23 protein-coding genes are annotated in these 17551 nt (G+C 51.0%); 12 read left to right on the top strand and 11 right to left on the bottom strand.

Annotated features, from left to right (window positions below):
• Nucleotides 1–172: 172 nt before the first annotated feature.
• The 5 genes from ACO0LD_RS21350 to ACO0LD_RS21330 all read left to right on the top strand — a co-directional run bounded on the left by ACO0LD_RS21350 (nt 173) and on the right by ACO0LD_RS21330 (nt 3846).
• Entirely contained in the window at nt 173–703 is a 531-nt protein-coding gene (locus tag ACO0LD_RS21350; RefSeq protein WP_423010194.1) for a hypothetical protein, read from the top strand.
• A gap of 14 nt (nt 704–717) precedes the next feature.
• Nucleotides 718–1620 carry a fatty acid desaturase family protein gene (locus ACO0LD_RS21345; RefSeq protein ID WP_423010193.1) on the top strand — a complete coding sequence of 301 codons (903 nt, stop codon included), beginning with the start codon at nt 718–720 and terminating at the stop codon, nt 1618–1620.
• Nucleotides 1621–1728: 108 nt separating this feature from the next.
• Nucleotides 1729–2643 carry a hydroxymethylglutaryl-CoA lyase gene (locus ACO0LD_RS21340; RefSeq protein WP_423010192.1) on the top strand — a complete coding sequence of 305 codons (915 nt, stop codon included), beginning with the start codon at nt 1729–1731 and terminating at the stop codon, nt 2641–2643.
• A 139-nt stretch (nt 2644–2782) separates the two neighbouring features.
• Nucleotides 2783–3292 carry a DUF1269 domain-containing protein gene (locus ACO0LD_RS21335; RefSeq protein ID WP_423010191.1) on the top strand — a complete coding sequence of 170 codons (510 nt, stop codon included), beginning with the start codon at nt 2783–2785 and terminating at the stop codon, nt 3290–3292.
• 71 nt (nt 3293–3363) lie between these two features.
• Nucleotides 3364–3846: a hypothetical protein gene (locus ACO0LD_RS21330; protein ID WP_423010190.1), complete on the top strand. Its 483-nt coding sequence runs from the start codon at nt 3364–3366 to the stop codon at nt 3844–3846.
• Nucleotides 3847–3849: 3 nt separating this feature from the next.
• Here ACO0LD_RS21330 and ACO0LD_RS21325 read toward each other — a convergent pair whose 3' ends face one another.
• The 8 genes from ACO0LD_RS21325 to gstA form a co-directional block, all read right to left on the bottom strand.
• On the bottom strand, nt 3850–4140 hold the full coding sequence (locus tag ACO0LD_RS21325; protein ID WP_423010189.1) for a DUF427 domain-containing protein: 291 nt from the start codon (nt 4138–4140) through the stop codon (nt 3850–3852).
• Between the two features lie 3 nt (nt 4141–4143).
• Complete coding sequence (gene egtB, locus ACO0LD_RS21320; protein WP_423010188.1) at nt 4144–5385, bottom strand: ergothioneine biosynthesis protein EgtB; 1242 nt, start codon at nt 5383–5385, stop codon at nt 4144–4146.
• The gene (gene egtD / locus ACO0LD_RS21315) at nt 5369–6337 is read right to left on the bottom strand and encodes an L-histidine N(alpha)-methyltransferase (RefSeq protein ID WP_423010187.1); all 969 of its coding nucleotides are present in this window, start codon (nt 6335–6337) and stop codon (nt 5369–5371) included. The genes egtB and egtD overlap by 17 nt, the downstream gene beginning before the upstream one ends.
• 60 nt (nt 6338–6397) lie before the next feature.
• Nucleotides 6398–6757 (bottom strand): hypothetical protein, encoded by a 360-nt coding sequence (locus ACO0LD_RS21310; protein ID WP_423010186.1) that lies wholly within the window; start codon nt 6755–6757, stop codon nt 6398–6400.
• A gap of 137 nt (nt 6758–6894) precedes the next feature.
• Nucleotides 6895–7107, bottom strand: coding sequence for a hypothetical protein (locus ACO0LD_RS21305; protein ID WP_423010185.1), 213 nt, complete (start codon nt 7105–7107; stop codon nt 6895–6897).
• On the bottom strand, nt 7104–7481 hold the full coding sequence (locus ACO0LD_RS21300) for a nuclear transport factor 2 family protein (protein WP_423010184.1): 378 nt from the start codon (nt 7479–7481) through the stop codon (nt 7104–7106). The genes ACO0LD_RS21305 and ACO0LD_RS21300 overlap by 4 nt, the downstream gene beginning before the upstream one ends.
• Nucleotides 7482–7538: 57 nt before the next feature.
• Nucleotides 7539–7745, bottom strand: coding sequence for a tautomerase family protein (locus ACO0LD_RS21295; RefSeq protein ID WP_423010183.1), 207 nt, complete (start codon nt 7743–7745; stop codon nt 7539–7541).
• A 24-nt stretch (nt 7746–7769) separates the two neighbouring features.
• A complete protein-coding gene (gene gstA / locus ACO0LD_RS21290) occupies nt 7770–8375 on the bottom strand; it encodes a glutathione transferase GstA (RefSeq protein ID WP_423010182.1) in 606 nt (201 codons plus the stop codon).
• A 127-nt stretch (nt 8376–8502) separates the two neighbouring features.
• Here gstA and ACO0LD_RS21285 point away from each other — a divergent pair, with 127 nt between their 5' ends.
• Nucleotides 8503–9417, top strand: coding sequence for a LysR family transcriptional regulator (locus ACO0LD_RS21285; protein ID WP_423010181.1), 915 nt, complete (start codon nt 8503–8505; stop codon nt 9415–9417).
• Here the strand turns inward: ACO0LD_RS21285 and ACO0LD_RS21280 are convergent.
• The 3 genes from ACO0LD_RS21280 to ACO0LD_RS21270 all read right to left on the bottom strand — a co-directional run bounded on the left by ACO0LD_RS21280 (nt 9380) and on the right by ACO0LD_RS21270 (nt 12620).
• Nucleotides 9380–10168, bottom strand: coding sequence for an alpha/beta fold hydrolase (locus ACO0LD_RS21280; protein WP_423010180.1), 789 nt, complete (start codon nt 10166–10168; stop codon nt 9380–9382). The two genes, ACO0LD_RS21285 and ACO0LD_RS21280, sit on opposite strands and share 38 nt — an antisense overlap.
• Nucleotides 10165–11175: a M14 family zinc carboxypeptidase gene (locus ACO0LD_RS21275; protein ID WP_423010179.1), complete on the bottom strand. Its 1011-nt coding sequence runs from the start codon at nt 11173–11175 to the stop codon at nt 10165–10167. The genes ACO0LD_RS21280 and ACO0LD_RS21275 overlap by 4 nt, the downstream gene beginning before the upstream one ends.
• A 125-nt stretch (nt 11176–11300) precedes the next feature.
• A complete protein-coding gene (locus ACO0LD_RS21270) occupies nt 11301–12620 on the bottom strand; it encodes an ankyrin repeat domain-containing protein (RefSeq protein ID WP_423010178.1) in 1320 nt (439 codons plus the stop codon).
• Between the two features lie 265 nt (nt 12621–12885).
• Here ACO0LD_RS21270 and ACO0LD_RS21265 point away from each other — a divergent pair, with 265 nt between their 5' ends.
• The 6 genes from ACO0LD_RS21265 (at nt 12886) to ACO0LD_RS21240 (ending at nt 17524) form a co-directional block, all read left to right on the top strand.
• Entirely contained in the window at nt 12886–14061 is a 1176-nt protein-coding gene (locus ACO0LD_RS21265; protein WP_423010177.1) for an aminotransferase class V-fold PLP-dependent enzyme, read from the top strand.
• Nucleotides 14062–14141: 80 nt separating this feature from the next.
• Complete coding sequence (locus tag ACO0LD_RS21260; protein ID WP_423010176.1) at nt 14142–14699, top strand: helix-turn-helix domain-containing protein; 558 nt, start codon at nt 14142–14144, stop codon at nt 14697–14699.
• 35 nt (nt 14700–14734) lie between these two features.
• The gene (locus tag ACO0LD_RS21255; protein WP_423010175.1) at nt 14735–15262 is read left to right on the top strand and encodes a GNAT family N-acetyltransferase; all 528 of its coding nucleotides are present in this window, start codon (nt 14735–14737) and stop codon (nt 15260–15262) included.
• 23 nt (nt 15263–15285) lie between these two features.
• Nucleotides 15286–16014: a metallophosphoesterase family protein gene (locus ACO0LD_RS21250; RefSeq protein WP_423010174.1), complete on the top strand. Its 729-nt coding sequence runs from the start codon at nt 15286–15288 to the stop codon at nt 16012–16014.
• A gap of 2 nt (nt 16015–16016) precedes the next feature.
• Nucleotides 16017–16565 (top strand): cysteine hydrolase family protein, encoded by a 549-nt coding sequence (locus tag ACO0LD_RS21245; RefSeq protein WP_423010173.1) that lies wholly within the window; start codon nt 16017–16019, stop codon nt 16563–16565.
• Between the two features lie 167 nt (nt 16566–16732).
• Complete coding sequence (locus tag ACO0LD_RS21240) at nt 16733–17524, top strand: TIGR00266 family protein (RefSeq protein ID WP_423010172.1); 792 nt, start codon at nt 16733–16735, stop codon at nt 17522–17524.
• Nucleotides 17525–17551: the final 27 nt, after the last annotated feature.

Genomic DNA, 17551 nt, shown 5'->3' with positions numbered 1-17551 from the left:
TCAACTATATAGCAAGCTTACAGTTTTGCTGAGGCATAAAGTGAATTTCCTTAAGAAACAAGGGCTTATAAAAACTACTGACTGGCACGCGGCTTGCGAATAAGAGGATAGGCAGTTTTCATACCTGCCACCCAAAAAAAGCCGGAACCAATCAAGCGCAGCAGGAAAAATCATGAACTCAACTACATCAAGCTTCCCCCATTTCACTTTGCTGACCAGAGCCAACTGGGTCCGGTTCAATCGCATCCTGGCCTGGGCCATGGTCATCACGCCTGTGCTGCAATTTTTTATACGGGCGAACCTTGCTTACGCCTTGCTGGTGGACTTTGGACTCTTGCTCGCACATGGGATTTTGTCACTGATCTTGTTTGGCTTGCCTAAAGTCAAGCGGCAAAAATTTACGTTTTCCATGCATGTGCTGGGTTTCCGTTGGCATTTCTTAAGCCCGCGCAATGAATTCCTGTTGACTGGCTACCGCATGGCCCAGGCTATCTCTGTGTTGCCATTGCTGTTCATTCCTGGCGTCAGATGGCTGGCACTGCTCTTGTTTTACCCATCGCTAAGAATACCGGTTTCTTTCATACAGCATTTGTACAGAGCCATCGCTTTTGCTTTTCAGCGCTGGGGTATCAAGTACCTGGATGCAGGCCTGGTCGTGTGCATCTACTTGTTCTTTTTCATCGCCAACTTGCTGCGCGCCTGATCAGGAGTATGAACATGAGCCATAGTGCTACCCTGACTGATGCAGTATTTCCTGTTGCCCGCTGTAATAATGCAGTCATATCCCGCAAACATACTGCCATAAGCACGCTCAACCGCCGCCAGGCAGGTTTGCCTAATCTGAGCAGCCTGGGTCTGGATTTGTTGAATGCCAGTAAATTACAGCGCCTGATCTGGCCAGTGTTGCCACTGCTGACGCTGGCTGTCTATGCCACAGTTTTCTCCATGCAGTATTATCTCTTGCTGCCACTGGTTTTTGTCTTGCACTTCCTGGTGTCGGTGACTTTTACCCATGATGTATTGCATGGTGTTGCCGGTTTCAAGCCACGTAGTACAGAATGGATCTTGTTTGGCATGAGTATCTTGCTGCTGGAAAGCGGCCACGCCTTCCGCCAGGCGCATTTGCATCACCATAGCCATTGCCTGGAGCATGATGATTTTGAAGGCAGCCCTGCACACCTGAGCTTGCTGGGCGCGTTGAAAGCCGGGCCTACTTATATAGCCCGTCATTGGATGCATGCCTACCGGCTTGCCAAAAATCCAGTACAAAAGCGCTGGATGCTGGCCGAACTGTGCGTTGCCATCCTGGGTATTGTGATTGCCATGCTTGTTTTGCCCTGGACTGCTGCGCCGCTGACTTATTGCGTATTCATGTACACAGGCTCTTGCCTGTATCCGATCACCACGGCCTGGTTGCCCCACTTTAAACCTGACAGCAGCATACTGGGACAAGCCAGGAGCTTGCGTGGCAAGATCATACCGGCCTTGCTGTTCAATCTTTCTTATCATCTTGAACATCATTTGTATCCACAAGTGCCCAGCTATAACTTGCCGCAACTGGCGAACAGGCTGGACCCATATTTCGATAAGTTGGGTGTTGCGGTATTGCATGTGGCTTGAGTTGCTCTTTGGCACAAGTAGAAATACGGGGGAGGTTCAGGCTTTAGCCAGCTTGGGGGTAAAATGATGTAATCGCCTGCCTTTACTGGTGCCCCAAGGAAAAACAAGATGAATGCATCATTGCCCAAGCAAGTCAAAATCGTTGAAGTAGGCCCGCGTGATGGCTTGCAAAATGAAAAAGAAAGCATACCCGCCGACGTCAAGATAGAGCTGGTGAACCGCCTGACAGCGGCTGGCTTCGTGAATATCGAAGCAGCCTCTTTTGTGTCACCCAAATGGGTGCCGCAAATGGCGACCTCGGCAGAAGTCATGGCAGGTATTACGCGCAAGCCTGGTGTCATCTATTCGGTGTTGACACCGAATATGAAGGGTTTTGAAGCGGCACTGGCAGCAGGTGCCGATGAAGTGGTGATTTTCAGTTCAGCCTCGGAAGCCTTTGCACAAAAAAACATCAATTGCTCGATTGCAGAATCAATAGAGCGTTTCCGCGAAGTGGCCGAAGCGGCAAAAGAAAATAAGATACGCTTGCGCGGCAGTATCTCTTGCGCTTTCGGTTGTCCTTACCAGGGTGAAGTCGCTGTTGATAGTGTCTCTGATGTAGTGCAGCGTTTGCGTGAGCTCGGTTGCGATGAGATCGATATCGCCGACACCATAGGCGTGGGTACTGCGAGGCAGGTTCAGACTGTCATGCAGCGGGTGGCGCAGGACTTCCCCATCCATGCCTTGTCCGGTCACTTCCACGACACTTATGGCCAGGCATTGGCGAATATCTATGCCAGCCTCGAAGTCGGCATTTCCATCTTCCATTCATCCGTTGCTGGTCTGGGTGGTTGCCCGTATGCCAAAGGTGCAACCGGCAATGTATCGACTGAAGATGTACTCTTCCTCATGCAGGGTCTGGGTATACAAACCGGCATAGACTTGAATGCCGTGGTGGATGCAGGGCAATTCATTTCTGCACATCTGGGGCGCAAGGCTGTCAGCCGTGCTGGCAATGCGCTGGCGGCCAAACGTCTGGCTTGAGTTTTGTGAGAGGAGTAGATGAAAGGCTTTGACCTTTCGCCCATCTTTGCTATAACTAAGCAGGAGGCTCAGCATCCTGCTCTTGCCTTGTATCGACAATTTTAACGCTGCCTCCTGAGATTCTTTACAGGAGGCCATTATGCGCCGTCGTCTTTATTTCATGCTTCCCACTATTCCCGCTGCCAGAGCCATGCTCGATGAGTTATTGCTGGCACGCATAGAGGAAAGATATATCCATTTCCTGGCAAAAGACAGTTTGCCAAATGATATGCCGGAAGCCAATTTTCTACAGAAAACCGATCTCGTTCATGGCATGGAACTGGGTATGGTGGTTGGTGCTGCCACTGGTTTATTGGCAGGTAGCCTGTTGTTGATTTTCCCACCCGAAGGTCTGGAAATGCGCACCATCGCCTTGCTGGTAGCTGCTGTTGGTGGTGCCATATTTGGTTCCTGGGTATCCGGCATGGCTGCTGCTGCCATACCTAATTCCCGTCTGAAAGCTTTTGAAAACGAAATTGAAGATGGGCAAGTGTTGCTCATCGTTGATGTACCGCTGAGCAAAGTAAAACAGACAGAAGAGATGATGGCCAGCAAACATCCCGGTTTCCGTTATGGCGGGGTGGAACCGCATATACCGGCTTTTCCCTGAAGCTATACAAAGTAAATTGATCTGGTATTCTTGCTTTTTTTATTGCTAGATAGAATATCGGAGAGAAATATATGAATTTGGAGCCTGAGGCAATAGTGTCCTTGAGCACATTTGTTTTGCTTGGTTTGACTATTATTTTATTTTTTTGGACGCCGAAATTTCTGCGGGGTGGCTTGCTTTTATTTAAGCGTCGATTAGTGTTGCCTGCTGACATTTCAGCCGAGCAAATGATGGAGCGCGCCCAAAAAATTCCTAGCGTAAATAAACTAAAAAAAACGCATGAAAAAGAATTGAGTATTCATTTGAGCAGATTTATTGGTTTTACAGGTCTGTCAGCCACTTTTTCTGTGCCCGAGAAGAGTTTTGTAGTACGTTTGAATGTTTTTGTTTTGCCTTTTTATTTGTGGATCATTTCTCTTGCCGTATTTTTTTCAAAAACAGGTTTTGATGTCTTGATACCATTACTTATAGCCTGTGTAATATCAGCTATTGATCTCACTCAGATGACGTATTTTTCCAGGCAATTGGAACACTCTTTGCGATCAGCTACTTGATTTTCAGGGCAAGACTTCTACCCCGCGCCAGAAGGCAATGAAGCCGTTAATTTCTTTTGCGGCATCCTTGGGTTCCGGGTAATACCAGGCAGCACCGGCATTGACTTCACCGTTGACGACGACATCGTAATAGCTGGCTGTGCCTTTCCATGGGCATACCGTATGCTTGTCACTGTCGCGCAAGTGCTCAGGATTGACGCTATTCGTTGGAAAATAGATATTGCCTTCGAGCTTCACAATCTCTGCATTGCTGGCCTGGGCAATCACAGTATCTTTCCATTTCGCGGTGGGCATAAACTACTCCTCAATAAGTGAACGGGCGAGGCGCAAACCAGTCAGTTGCCAGCGTGCGGTTGCCGGAAAAAAATTCCGGTAAGTGATACGGCTATGGCCTGCCGGGGTAAAGGCAGAAGAGCCGCGCAAGACGTACTGGTTGACCATGAATTTGCCATTGTATTCACCGACTGCGCCTGCAGCCGGGACAAAGCCGGGGTAGGGGCTGTAGCTACTGCTGGTCCATTGCCAGCCATGATCAAATAACTGGCTCAGTTGGCCTTCGAGTTCATGTTGCTGTGCTGCGTATTCCCATTCTGCTTCAGTAGGCAGGCGTGCCCCCGCCCAAGTCGCAAAGGCGCTTGCTTCAAAGTAAGAGATATGGCCCAGTGTCTGTTGCGGGTTCAGCGGCAGCAAACCATGCAGGCTAAATTCCTGCCAGTCTTGCTGGAAGTCGTAGCGCCAGTACAGTGGGTGACGCAAGTTTTGCTGCTGGATCCAGTCCCAGCCTTCGGCCAGCCACAGGGCGGGATTCTGGTAGCCACCATCTTCTATGAATTCCAGGTATTCGGCATTACTGATAAGGCGGGTAGCGAGCTGGAAAGGCTCAAGGAACTGGCGGTGCCGTGGCCCTTCATTATCAAAGGAAAACTTCTTGCCTTCATGGCCAATTTCACACAGGCAGGCATCGTAGTCTTGCCAGCTCAGGGTGTTTGAGATGGGCAGGGGTTTAGGCATGTCGTTTGCTGGATACATGGCCGGAAACAAAGGGTTGCATGACAGCAGGTGCTTGATGTCAGTCAGCATCAATTCCTGATGCTGCTGTTCATGCTGCATGCCCAGTTCCAGCAAGGCTGCAAAGCGGGCATCGCTGAGTTTATCCTGGCAGCGCAGCATGCGTTCATCCACATTGCGTCTGTAGGCCAGGACAGTCTCCAGCGATGGACGGGTCAGCAAGCCGCGTTGCGGGCGGGGGTGCTTGTCACCAACACCGTTGTAATAGGAATTGAAGAGTACCCTGAAGTCAGTGTGAAATGCCTGGAAGCCGGTTTCAAACTGTTCGAGTATGAAGGTCTCAAAAAACCATGTCGTATGCGCCAGGTGCCATTTGATGGGGCTGGCATCGGGCATGGACTGGGCCATGCAATCTTCAGCAGACAGCGGCGCGGCGATAGCGACTGAACGTAGCCGGATTTCTTGCCAGCGTTCAACTATGCCTGCTTCTTGCATGGTTTGACCCCGTAGAGGATTAAGCAGCTGTGGCATGGATGACGGCGAACCATTCATTTTTGTCTGTCCAGTGACAGCTATGGGAAAAGCCAGCATCGGCCAGCAAGGCATTAAAGCCCTGTATGCTGTATTTATAGCTGTTTTCCGTGTGTATGTGTTCACCCTTGATGAAATTTCTGTGCCCATCTGGCCAGGTGACCTGGATATCTTCCCTGGCGCGCAAGTGCATTTCTATACGGGATTTTTCTGTATTGAAAAAAGCCTCATGTTGCCACTGGCTGACATCAAAATCAGTATGCAATAAATGATTGATGTGGCGTAACAGATTCAGGTTAAAGGCTGCAGTCACACCGAGACTGTCATCATAGGCTGCATCCAGCAAGGTCTTGTCCTTGATCAGGTCAACTCCGATCAGGATGCCGCCGTCGCGGTCACAGGCTGCACGTAAATGACAGAGGAATGCCAGTGCTTCTTCCGGCTCAAAATTACCTATTGATGAACCGGGATAAAAGAACAGGCGCTTGTCACGCCTTACTTCGGCGGGCAGCTTCCAGTCTTGCGCCAGATCCAGACCCAGTGCCGTCATTTCTATATGGGGAAAGCGTTGTTGCAGTCTGCCAACGGCATCCCGTAAATGATGCACAGAAATATCGATGGGTACATACTGGTCAGGATGCAAAACTGGAAAAAGTCGCGCTGCCTTGGCGCAATTGCCTGCGCCCAGGTCGATCAGGCTGCCACCTATGCCGATGACACGCGCCATGTCAGCCATGTGATGCGTGAAAATTTCTGCTTCAGTGCGGGTGGGATAATATTCTGGCAGTACGCAGATCGCTTCAAACAATACCGAACCCACGGCGTCATAGAAATACTTGGGTGAGGTATGGGCGGCATCGGCGAGCAGTCCGTTTTCCAGCTCTCGGATGATGTGTGGCGCTGTAGTGCGCACGCTGGTGGCCGTGTTAGCCAGGCTATTGGATTCGGGCATGGTTTTGGGGCTAAGAAATTCAATCGGCAGGCCAGTGTGGTTCTGGTCTGTTCTTGATACTCAATACGGCCTTGCTTTCAGCCCGCCTTTATGCGGAGCTTGCCTTGAGTCTGGTTGTGGACTCTGGTGTGGCACAGTGTACAACTTATTGTTTAAAAAATCTTGGAGCGGCATTTGCTCGGGTGGTTTTCCTACAAATTGCGGTAATCTCAGTAACGTGATTTTGTTTGGCAGCAGTTCACTAGGCTGGCGCACCAGCTCGATTTTTCTAGAAGTTAGTCGAGCTGTGAGTTTTCGATTATCTAAACCATTATTAACGTCATTCCAGCGTGCTTTTAGCTGGAATCCAGCGGCGTTTGTAGCCAAGCTATTGACTGGAATAATTTCAGATTCGTAGTGTTTGAATGTTTTGATTTTCATATGTCAGTATTCGTCATTTACGATTGCCGACCGGGGGTAGCCCGGCGGCTACACACCTTTTTGCTTCGCCAAAAAGGTGTGCCAAAAAGGCGACCCAGGCATCGCTGCCCCCTAAAGGGGGTTCCCTTTGCTGCAAGTCAAAAAATGGGAAGGCTCGAAAACTCGCTGCGCTCAAACATCGATCCTTCTTTTTCCATTTTCTGCCTTACAGCAAAGGCATCGACACATGGGAACTGCAAAAAATCAAATTCAAAAACAACTTCAAATTCAAAACCAACGTCCACTCGACCTTGTTTCATATTGCTCGAATACGACTCATCGAGAGGTAATTTTTTTAATAAATCTTTCAAACATCCATCAAATCAAAATGAAACACCTTACTAACAATCTGCCACCTGCCATCCAGTTTCGCCAAAGTTAAAAAATCAGTAAAAAACTTGTTGGCAATCGCGCATTCCACGCGGGCGAAAGCGGTTACCGGGCCAGCCATTTCCAGTGAGACGATGCGGTCGCGGCGCTTTTCGTTTTTGCTGGCGGGGGAGGGGCGTTTGTCGACTACGGGGAAGTATTGCTGCATGTCCAGGTGCAGTAAATGGCCTTCGGTGGCGCAGTAGTAATGGGCTTCGGGGTGGAATACTTTGGCGAGTATGCTGGTGTCACTGTGGTGTATGCCGTCGAAATACTGGTTCAGCATGGCGATGATGTCGGGGTATGCGGTTTCCATTTTTGCCTTTTTTGAGATGTATGCAGCAGCGTTAAGCTGCTGCATTATTCAGTGTTGCTACGCTTGCTGCATTTGACGCAATTGCGTGACCGGTATACCGCCAACTCCCCAATTATCTGTATCCACTTCTTCTATGACGACAAAAGTCGTGGCAGGATCTTTATTGAGTACGCGCACCAGCAAATCAGTGGCACCGGCGATCAGTTCAGCTTTTTGTGCAGCACTGACATTTTCGCGGGTGACCTGTATGTGTACATAGGGCATGGCTTGCTCTTTTTGTTGATGATATCAGGAAGGCAGGCCTTCTGCTTTTAGTGCGGCCTGTACATGCGGCCTGGCCTTGACGCTGGCGATGAAGTTTTGCAGGTGGGCAAAGTCGCTGATATCGAGGTTCACATATTTGCTCCAGCCGCTGACGGTGAACAGATAGGCGTCGGCCACGGTAAAGGTATCGCCAGTCAGGTAAGTGCGGCCTTCCAGGCGGCTGTTGACCCAGGCGAATTTCTTGCGCAGCAAACCAGCGATCAGGGCTTTGCCTTCGGCATTCATGGCAGGATCAAACAGTGGGGCGAAGGACTTATGCAGTTCTGAGGTGATGTAGTTTTGCCATTCAAGTACACGGTAGCGTGCCATGCCAGATGCTGGCAGCAAGTCGCGTTTTTCTGCGCGTTCAGCTATGTACTGGGCAATGATGGAACCTTCGGTCAATATCTGGCCGTCATCCATTTCCATGGTTGGCACCTGGCCTTTGGGATTGATACTGTAAAAGTCCACGCCATCGGCAGTTTTATGAATAGAGGTATCGACTTTTTGCAGGGTGAAATCGAGACCGGCTTCACGCAGGATGATATGTGGAGATAAGGAGCAGGCACCTGGGGAGAAATAGAGTTTCATGGGTTTGGGCTTTCAATAAGAGTTGACTGGCTGCACTGTCAAGGTGGCAGGGCATGGCGGCATACTATGCCAAACGAAATAGTTGATAAACTAGGCGAAAGTTACTTTATAAATTACATGGTGTAATGTGAATCGACAATTTGCGGATGTTTTACTGGGCAGCATAGAATTGTTTTGCATGGCAGCGGAGCTGGAAAGCTTCAAGGATGCGGCCAATGCGGCAGGGCTGACGCCAGCGGCTGTCAGCCGTTCCATCGCCAGGCTGGAAGAGCGCATAGGCGTGCGCCTGTTTGTCCGCACCACGCGGCAATTGCGCCTGACGGAGGCAGGACGTGCGTATTTTGTGCAATGCCGCCAGGCGCTGAACCAGTTGGTGGAAGCGGAGCGTGAAGTATCCGGCCAGCAAATTGAGCCTGCAGGTCTGGTGCGTATCAGCATGCCCACGCCTTATGGGCATTACCGGGTATTACCATTGCTGGCAAAATTTCGCCAGATGTACCCGCTGGTCAAACTGGATTTGCAACTCAGTAACCGTAATGTCGATTTCACGGCCGATGGTTTTGACCTGGTGATACGTGGCCGCAACCCGCCGGATTCAGGCATGATTGCACGTCGGCTGGAAGATACCGAGATCGTGGTCTGTGCCGCACCGGAATACCTGCAGCGCTTTGGCGTACCGACAAAACTTGAAGACCTGGACCAGCATGAATGCCTGCAATTTGTCTTGCCCAGTGCCGGGCAGAATATAGTCTGGATATTCAGGCGCGATGGCGTCGATATAGACTGGCCGACAAAAGGTGGTCTCACCTGTTCAGAAGATTTGCTGGGCATCATTACCCTGGCAAGACATGGTGCAGGCTTGCTGCAATCTTCACGTTTCATGGTCGAAGATGATTTGCGCGCTGGCCGCATGGTAGAGGTGCTGCAGGAATTCAGGGGACGTACACGGCCATTTTCTTTGCTGTATCCGCGTGACCGCCACCTGCCTTTGCGGGTCAGGGTGTTTATTGATTTTCTGATTGCAGAGCTGGCGCAAAAATAGTATTCGTCTGCCAGCTTGATACCTGCTGTATCACCCAGTCCGTATCATCCAGCGGCAAGTCATGGCCCGCCTTGGGATGCAGGTGCAGAGGGCAATGCCATCGCCCTGCCAGTTTGCGCGAGCAATCTGCATTGACCAGTTTGTCATGCTCACCCGCCAGCAAGAGTAGCGGAACTTTGCCCGAGTAGTGCGGCGCACGAAAGCGCATGGCGGCCAGCAATTGCCGCAAAATATTTCCAACACTGATGGGCTTTTCCTGCGCATACCTTGTCCAGCGCGTGATGATTTCTTTTGCCTGTTGATCGGTTTGCAAATTGCTGGTGATACGCAGTATCAGGTGCTCGCGTTGCATGTTCGAACCGAATAGCATGGTGGCGATCAGTGCAGGATAATTTGCCGGTTTCAGCCTATGGTAAAAAGGATTATGTGGTGCCACGCTGGTATTGATCAACACCACGCGTTGTAAATCATCCGGGTATTTGTCGGCCCAGGCCAGCGCCACCATCGCCCCCAGTGAAACTGCCAGCACATGCACTGGTCCTGCTATTCCTTGTACCTGCAATTGCTGATGACAGTAATCGGCCATTGCTGCTACTGTGGTCAGGCTATGCTCAGCATGCAATTGCCCATTGCCAGGAAAATCCAGGCAAAGAACGCGCTCAGCTCCCACTGCTTGCTGGAAGCGCACGGGAAAATCTCCCCAATGCCTGCTCTCACGCATGAGGCCGCGCAATAATATCCAGGTCGTCATGGCCTGTACCAGCGTGCCACGGCACGTTCCTGTAGACGCAGGCGGGTAGGGCCTTGCGCCAGCCACTGTGCATGGCCGCAAGTTGCCCGCATCAGGAAATCCAGCCAGGAATTATGCCTGCGCAAGACGCGGTGCAGGCGGTGCTCTGCCACCGGATTGAACATGCCATGCCGTGAAAATAACTGGCGCGGGTTTTTCTTGACCCATAACCATGAACCCATTTCCAGCGTCAGTGGCAAAAAGGTCTTGCTGCTGTCCTGCTGTGCCTGCAAATACAGATAATCCCAGACATCGCCGTGGGTGCGATATTGCAGGCTTTGCGGTTCAAACAGGTAAGAATGGTTGGGATGGGTTTGCTGGAACAGTTCTTCCAGCGCCAGTATGTCAGCCAGATGATCGATAGGGTGCACACTATGCGCATGCGGGAACCAGACACGGTCGCGCAAGCCAAAGCCGGAATGGCAATCTATCGCCATGCTGAACGGGCGCGATAATAACTCCTGCTGCACGGTCCGACATAGTGCCAGATTTTCTGCCTCCATCTCTACACCAGCCGGGCCGCGATACCAGGGCAGGTGTGGACTATAGCGATGACCACCGAGCAGGAAAGGAACTTTGTCGTCAGCATCGATAGGCGCATTGCGCATCAGATCGACGCCATTGGGATTGCAGCGCGTCGCCTGCCACATGCCGCCCGGATTGATCAAGGGCATGAATACCAGGCGCACGTCCTGCAACATATGCTGCAGGCTCTTGTCCCAGGACAGCCGTGTCAGCAGGCCACGCAAGAACGTCAGCAAGACTTGCGTGCCTATGCGCTCCAACCCATGTATGCCGCCAAAAAAACCGATGGCAGGCAGGCTGGGATCAGGGTTGCCGAGCGCCAGCTTATACACCGGGAATTGCCTGTGCTTGAGCGCGACCTCGCACAATACATCCACCTCCAGCTGTCCGCGGCCAAGGGCAATAATACGTTCCAGTTCATTCAGTTCAGGCAAGGCAGACATGAGCGGGTGCTTAAAAGTTAACCACGCCATGCTAGAGGAGCTATACGTAGAATGCAAGAAACAAGCGGCTTTTGCCGCGAATTGATCAATTATGACCAACAGATGACAGATTTTTTAAAATAGGTTTATGCAACTGACCACACTGCAGTTTTCAGACATAGCTGATAATTTTCGGTATTGTCGATATAGTCTGCTTTACCGTCTATCGTCACGATCTGCTTGCCACCGGACACAAAAATCTTGTCATCTTTGAGTCTTGCCCTGTGCTCGCTGATAAAGCCAGGGCCGTCGCCCGTAGTGTCAAACTGACTGATTTTCAGTGATTCCGTATCCAGTTTATAGACAGGCGTAAACCCGGCAATCCGTGTTTTCGGATAACCTAATCTGCCGATGATGTATATGTCTTCACCAACGAGTGTCGCTGTATGGAAATCAGTAGGCGGGAAGATTTCTGGAGCATAGCTATAGATAGTGATGTCGCCATTCTTTTTAAATACGCTGACATCGTTGTAGATGCAAAAATCTGGGTCATAAAAATCTTCGTGCTCACCACCAATTTCTATGATGCGACCATCCGGTAAGACGGTAGTTGTCCGGCCATGGCGGTCATAACACCAGATGATGTTGCCATCGTGACTGCCATCATCGTGAAACATTTCATTCGCGCACCATGCAGATGCGCCCGAGCGTATCATCGCCAACCAAAAGGGTTTATTGGTTTTTATGGCGTTAGCTGTACCGAATTCTCTATATCTTCCATTGAGATAATCATCTTTTGATACGACAGGTGAAGCATTGTGTTTTATTCTCAGTAAATTCGCATGCATTTTGGGGCTGATGTCGTTGATGTCGTCGCCACAAGCGACGAGCAGATCAACAATATCCAAATTCTTTGCCACTCGAATTGCTCGATAAGGAATATGATTGCCCTTCGAGACATCAGCACCTCGTTCAAGCAGAAATTTTACGCAGTCAGTCAACCCAAGTTCTGCCGCCAAGATTAAGGGTGTATTAAGGTGATTGTCAGTGGCTTCAATACTGAACCCCTCATCAAGCAACCATGTCAACATAGGTATTTGATTTGTCTGGACCGCATATTGCGTCGCATTTCTGCCGCCAAAACCCACGGCTTCTCTATTTGCGCCAAGTTTGAGCAATAGACGCGCTTTTTCAATATCACCAAGAAGAGCTGCAATTAAAAATGTTGTGCGCGATAAGAAGTCTGCTGCTTCGAGGTCACCGGTTTCTTCGATTTTTTGCTTAAGACTCGCAGTCGTTCCAAATGCGACTTCCTGCATGACGTCTGTCCACTGAAGCTGACATTCTGCAGCACCTGCATTCAGCAGCAATTTGACCACATCAAAGCGGCCATTGTAGGAAGCCAGTTTTAACGCAGGCCCCTCACCGCCAGCGATGTGATCAAGACCATCGTCTTGCGCTATCATTTGCTGCACTTCTTCGTGTAAGTTGGCACTGTTGTTACGTATGGCCAGTAACAGTGGTGGTGTTATTTGCCCTGATCTTCGCATAAAGACGCAATGATGCAAAAGTTGATGACTAACAATATTGATGTGTCCATTTAATTTGTTAAAGGGAACTTTTTCATCCCGGAGCATATCTCTTTATAAATGCCCATATGGGAATGACGGTCTGTCATTCATAACCAGATTATCACACGCTTAATGTCCGTAATTAAAACAGGAGTTTGTTTTGTCTAATAATTTGCAACACATTGCAGCAGATGATGAGGCTTACTGGTCAGATATCCGTGACCAGTACACGGTCTCACCAGATTTCATCAATCTCGAAAACGGCTATTTTGGCGTACAGGCGCGGCCTGTGTTTGAAGCTTTCCAGCGCTATCAGGCGCAGGTGAATGCCGAGACTTCGTATTTTCTGCGCGTGCGTTATGCGCCCATGTTTGTGCAAGTCATGCAGGCGCTCAAGGATTTTTGCGGGGTGGATGAGGGAGAGCTGGTGCTGACCCGCAATCTGATTGAGGGCATGAATATTTTGCTGCAAGGTTATCCCCTGCAGGCTGGTGATGAAGTCATCCTCGCTACCCATGATTACGATCTCGTCATCGATACCCTGCTGATGTTGGAACAGCGCAAGCAGATACAATTGCGGCATTTGCAGTTGCCGTTCGACCCTGTCAGTGATGAGGAGATTGTGGCCCAATATGAGCAGGCAATCACACCCAGGACCAGGCTGATACTGGTCACCCATATCGTGCACAGGACAGGGCAGATCATGCCGGTCGCCAAGATCACGGCCATGGCCAGGCGGCATGGGGTGGATGTCATGGTTGATGCGGCGCATTCCTTTGCTCATCTGAACTATCGCATGACAGAGCTGGGCGCAGATTTTGTCGCCGTGAATTTGCACAAATGGCTGGGCGTGCCACTGGGCGTGGGCATGCTGTATATACGCAAGAACCGGGTCGCCGATATTGCGCCGCTGTTTGGCAATGCCAAGTTTGCTGACAATGAAATTTTCAAATTCACGCAAGTCGGCACGGTGCCGCCAGCAAATATCCTGACGGTGCTGGATGCGCTGCAGTTTCATGCATCGATAGGTTCGGCCAACAAGGAAGCGCGCCTGCGCTACCTGACGCAATACTGGGTCAATCAGGTGCGTGGATTGCCAGATGTGCGCATCATGACACCGACGGACCCTCAACGTTCCTGTGCGATTGCCGGTTTTGGCATCGCTGGCAATTCTGGTCATGCGATCGTCGATTACCTCATGCGCGAGCACAAGATATTCACCGTCACGCGCGACCTTGACGGGCATGACATCGTCAGGGTGACACCGCATCTGTACACCAGTCTGGACGACCTCGACAAGCTGGTGGCAGCGATCAAACAACTGACGCAAGCCTGATCGCGGCGGGATGTAGTCGCAAGGGGTGATAGAAATAATTTCCAGTTTACAGGATTTAAATATCCTATATAATGGAATTTATGGATATCAATACGATTATTGCCCGCAGGGTGCGTGACTTGCGTGATCAGCAAAAACTCTCGCTCGACGCGCTGGCCAAGCGCAGCGGCGTTAGCCGTTCGAATATTTCGCTCATAGAGAGAGGCGAGAGTAGCCCCACTGCAGCCGCGCTTGACAAGCTGGCCGTGGGCCTGGGTGTGACATTGGCTTCCCTGTTTGAAGACAGCACGCCTGCAGCGGTGGCTTCACCAGTCTCGCGTCTGGCCGAACAGGTATGCTGGACTGATCCCGCTTCTGGCTATATGCGCCGCAATCTGTCCCCCGGCCTGCCTTCGCCTCTGCAACTGGTGGAAGTTGAATTCCCGGCGGGGCAAACTGTGCGCTATGACAGTTTCCACCGTGATGTGGATATACAGCAGCAAGTCTGGATACTGGCAGGCGAGATGCGCTTGCATGTGGGCGAGCAAGCCTGGGATTTGCAGACTGGCGATTGCCTATCCATGGCGCTGGATAAGCCGATTACTTTCCATAATCCTGGAAAAGTCGCGGCACGTTATCTGGTGGCGCTGTGCAAGTAGCGGCCTCTTTCAGTTTTCAATTCACGGAGTAGATCATGTCAGAGCAAGTCCACATCCAGATTCTTGACGCCGCAGAAGCGCAGGCAAATGTAGCTGCATTGGCCGATGTCTTGACGGACTGTGTAGCCGGTGGCGCATCCGTCAGCTTCATGTGGCCTTTGCCGCGCGAACGTGCTTTGCAATTCTGGCAGGGAGTTGCTGATGGAGTCGCGCGCGAGGAGCGCATCTTGCTGGTCGCCAGGGATGACAACGGCGAAATCATAGGCACGGTACAATTGATTACGGCCATGCCAGACAACCAACCGCACCGCGCCGATGTGGCCAAGATGCTGGTGCACAGGAAGGGCCGCCGCCGTGGTATCGCACAAGCCTTGATGGCGGCAGTAGAAAAAGCTGCCATAGCTGAGGGCAAGACTGTGCTGGTGCTGGATACCGTCACTGGTGGTGATGCTGAACGTCTGTATGAACGTGCTGGCTGGCAGAAGGTAGGTGTGGTACCCAACTACGCCTTGATGCCTGACGGTGAATTTTGTGGCACGACTTTCTTTCACAAGCAGATATAGCAGATAGAACGGAGTAAACAAATATGCGCGTCGCAGTGATTTCAGATATACACGGTAATCTGGCTGCACTGGAAGCGGTCACTGCTGATCTGCGCTTGCGTGGTGTAGATCAGGTAGTCAATCTGGGCGACAGCCTGTCTGGCCCCTTGTTGCCAAAAGAGACTGCAGATTTTTTGATGTCGCAAGCTGGCTGGATACATCTGGCTGGTAATCATGAACGCCAGATTCTGGAATTGAATGAGCGCTCAGGTTCTGGCGATACTTATGCACACCAGCAAATCACCGCAGAACAAAAGGCGTGGATCGCCAGCCTCAAACCTGTGCTGCGCCTGAATGAAGAAGTCTTGCTCTGCCATGGCACCCCTGGCAGTGATACCACCACCTTGCTGCAAGTGGCAGACAGGAATGCCACGGCGCAGGAAATCAAAGAAAGGCTGGGGCAGCAAACTGCCGCAGTGATAGCCTGCGGACATAGCCATGTCGCCCGCAGTGTGCGCACCGCTGAGGGGCAGCTCATCGTCAATCCTGGCAGCGTTGGCCACCCGGCCTATGAATATGATTACCCTTACCCGCACAAGATAGAATCAGGTTCGCCGGATGCGCGTTATGCCATCATAGAAAAGATGCAGCACGGCTGGGCTGCCAGCCTGATCAATGTCCCTTATGCGTATCAGCAAATGGCAGAACTTGCGGCCTTGCGTGGACGTGAAGACTGGGTCAGGGCTTTACGTAGTGGATACATGAGCGAATAAATATGAAAAAACAAGACACAGCTTTGATCATCATCGACATGCAACGCGGCATGGCTGATCTCAAATCCGGACGCAGGAATAATTCGGGTGCAGAAGAGAACATACGCCAGTTGCTGGCAGCATGGCGTGCGGCAGGAAAGCCAATCGTGCATGTCCGGCATATGTCGCGATCACCCACTTCAGTATTCTGGCCAGGTCAGCCAGGCAATGAATTTCAAGAGAATTTGCTGCCATTGGCCAGTGAGCATGTGGTCGAAAAAAATGTGACCGATGCCTTCGTGAATACAGGTCTGGAACGCTGGCTGCATGTACGTGCTATCAAAGACCTGGTGATCGTCGGTGTCAGTACCAATATGTCAGTCGAGGCGACAGCCCGCAGTGCCGGTAACCTCGGTTTTAACACCACGGTAGTTGCTGATGCCTGCTTCAGCTTTGACAGGCTGGATTTGCACGGCAAGCCACAGACTGCAGAAGAAGTCCATGTACATGCACTCAGCAATTTGCAGGGTGAATATGCCACGGTCGTTGATACGGCGACCTTGCTAGACTAAAGATATCGCCAGTGACAGGCACAATGGGAACAAGGTGCACAACAAGCGGCGGTAATTTTCTTAAAAGATTACCGCTGTCACTATCTACCCTAAAATCCAAAAATTCCATAAAATGCCCAGCACTGCCGCATGGGTTTGCGGATTATTTTTACTGTATGGGAACTACCATGGCGATGGATGTCATAGATTATGAAATTTTTGGCGACGATATGCAATTCGTCGAAGTCGAACTCGACCCAGGTGAAGCCGCCATAGGTGAAGCCGGTACCATGTTTTACATGGAAGACGACATACAGATGGAAACCATCTTTGGCGATGGTTCTGCTGGCCAGACCGGCATCTTCGGCAAGTTGCTGGGTGCTGGCAAACGTCTGGTGACGGGTGAATCCCTGTTCACCACGGTCTTCATGAACGGTGGCGTCGGCAAGAGAAAAGTTGCCTTCGGTGCGGCATATCCTGGCAAGATCATCCCCATGCATCTGGATCAGTTGGGCGGCACCTTACTGTGCCAGAAAGATGCTTTTCTTTGTGCAGCCAAAGGCGTGTCACTTGGCATCGCCTTTCAAAAACGCCTGGGTGCCGGTTTTTTCGGTGGTGAAGGTTTTATCCTGCAAAAACTCGAAGGTGATGGCCTGGCATTTGTCCATGCCGGTGGTGCGATCATAGAAAAGACCCTGCATCCCGGACAAACCCTGCGCGTCGATAGCGGTTGCGTGGTGGCCTTTACCCAGGAAGTGGATTTCGACATCAAGTTCGTTGGTGGTGTCAAAACCGCCTTGTTCGGTGGTGAGGGCATGTTCTTTGCCCATTTGCGCGGACCGGGCAAAGTCTGGCTGCAATCCTTGCCATTGGCACGCCTGGCCAACCGTATTGTTGGTGCTTCAAAAATAGGCGGCAGCAATGGCGGTGAGCAGGGCTCGGTACTTGGTGGTCTTGGCAATTTGTTTGAAAAAGAATAAACCGTTTTCTTTATGAGACCATCCCGC

The sequence above is a fragment of the Undibacterium sp. Ji83W genome, assembly GCF_049340385.1.
Taxonomy (GTDB): domain Bacteria; phylum Pseudomonadota; class Gammaproteobacteria; order Burkholderiales; family Burkholderiaceae_D; genus Undibacterium.
This window is presented reverse-complemented; position numbering and strand designations above follow the sequence as displayed.

Coding starts and splice junctions, on each gene's coding strand:
- ACO0LD_RS21340 (WP_423010192.1), top strand. CDS start 1,729: ATGAATGCATCATTGCCCAAGCAAGTCAAAATCGTTGAAGTAGGCCCG.
- ACO0LD_RS21345 (WP_423010193.1), top strand. CDS start 718: ATGAGCCATAGTGCTACCCTGACTGATGCAGTATTTCCTGTTGCCCGC.
- ACO0LD_RS21280 (WP_423010180.1), bottom strand. CDS start 10,168: ATGACGACCTGGATATTATTGCGCGGCCTCATGCGTGAGAGCAGGCAT.
- ACO0LD_RS21330 (WP_423010190.1), top strand. CDS start 3,364: ATGAATTTGGAGCCTGAGGCAATAGTGTCCTTGAGCACATTTGTTTTG.
- ACO0LD_RS21245 (WP_423010173.1), top strand. CDS start 16,017: ATGAAAAAACAAGACACAGCTTTGATCATCATCGACATGCAACGCGGC.
- ACO0LD_RS21275 (WP_423010179.1), bottom strand. CDS start 11,175: ATGTCTGCCTTGCCTGAACTGAATGAACTGGAACGTATTATTGCCCTT.
- egtB (WP_423010188.1), bottom strand. CDS start 5,385: ATGCCACAGCTGCTTAATCCTCTACGGGGTCAAACCATGCAAGAAGCA.
- ACO0LD_RS21295 (WP_423010183.1), bottom strand. CDS start 7,745: ATGCCCTATGTACACATACAGGTCACCCGCGAAAATGTCAGTGCTGCA.
- ACO0LD_RS21335 (WP_423010191.1), top strand. CDS start 2,783: ATGCGCCGTCGTCTTTATTTCATGCTTCCCACTATTCCCGCTGCCAGA.
- ACO0LD_RS21350 (WP_423010194.1), top strand. CDS start 173: ATGAACTCAACTACATCAAGCTTCCCCCATTTCACTTTGCTGACCAGA.
- ACO0LD_RS21270 (WP_423010178.1), bottom strand. CDS start 12,620: ATGATAGCGCAAGACGATGGTCTTGATCACATCGCTGGCGGTGAGGGG.
- ACO0LD_RS21310 (WP_423010186.1), bottom strand. CDS start 6,757: ATGAAAATCAAAACATTCAAACACTACGAATCTGAAATTATTCCAGTC.
- gstA (WP_423010182.1), bottom strand. CDS start 8,375: ATGAAACTCTATTTCTCCCCAGGTGCCTGCTCCTTATCTCCACATATC.
- ACO0LD_RS21240 (WP_423010172.1), top strand. CDS start 16,733: ATGGCGATGGATGTCATAGATTATGAAATTTTTGGCGACGATATGCAA.
- ACO0LD_RS21255 (WP_423010175.1), top strand. CDS start 14,735: ATGTCAGAGCAAGTCCACATCCAGATTCTTGACGCCGCAGAAGCGCAG.
- ACO0LD_RS21250 (WP_423010174.1), top strand. CDS start 15,286: ATGCGCGTCGCAGTGATTTCAGATATACACGGTAATCTGGCTGCACTG.
- ACO0LD_RS21260 (WP_423010176.1), top strand. CDS start 14,142: ATGGATATCAATACGATTATTGCCCGCAGGGTGCGTGACTTGCGTGAT.
- ACO0LD_RS21300 (WP_423010184.1), bottom strand. CDS start 7,481: ATGGAAACCGCATACCCCGACATCATCGCCATGCTGAACCAGTATTTC.
- egtD (WP_423010187.1), bottom strand. CDS start 6,337: ATGCCCGAATCCAATAGCCTGGCTAACACGGCCACCAGCGTGCGCACT.
- ACO0LD_RS21325 (WP_423010189.1), bottom strand. CDS start 4,140: ATGCCCACCGCGAAATGGAAAGATACTGTGATTGCCCAGGCCAGCAAT.